The sequence below is a fragment of the Bradyrhizobium sp. BRP19 genome (assembly GCF_020194195.1).
Lineage (GTDB): Bacteria > Pseudomonadota > Alphaproteobacteria > Rhizobiales > Xanthobacteraceae > Bradyrhizobium > Bradyrhizobium yuanmingense.
Genome location: NZ_JADYVZ010000180.1, coordinates 1 through 419, shown reverse-complemented (window position 1 = coordinate 419; position 419 = coordinate 1). Strand labels below are relative to the sequence as shown.

The 419-nt window shown below is 55.1% G+C and carries 1 pseudogene; it reads left to right on the top strand.

From position 1 onward, the window contains the following. Positions 1-78 precede the first annotated feature (78 nt). A pseudogene (locus tag I6F36_RS39085) lies at positions 79-419 on the top strand (transposase); the annotation flags it as partial.

Below are 419 nucleotides of genomic sequence, written 5' to 3'. Positions count from 1 at the left end.
TGCAACTGTAATGCTAGCACTACTTTGGCAGATTGTTGGATTTGGGCTCTTTATTAGGATTCCCGAATCGATTTTTCAATGATTCATGGGTGGTCGGCTCTTGGAGGGCTGACCATGGCGGAATGGGAAGACGAACTCGAACGCTGGCTGAAGCCGTTCCTGGACCGGTTGGGTCATAAGACCGGCAGCGGATGTGTCCCCTGTACGTTGCGGGATTGATCGGCCCGGGCGATCGCAAGAGCGTTCAGCCGATGGCAGAACGCCTTGCAACCGGCAACTACGATCAGCTGCACCATTTCATCGCCGAAGGTGTCTGGGACGCATCACCGCTGGAATCTGAGCTGCTCAACCAGGCGGATCGGCTTGTCGGCGGCAAGGATGCGGTATTAGTCATTGATGACACCGCAATGCCGAAAAAG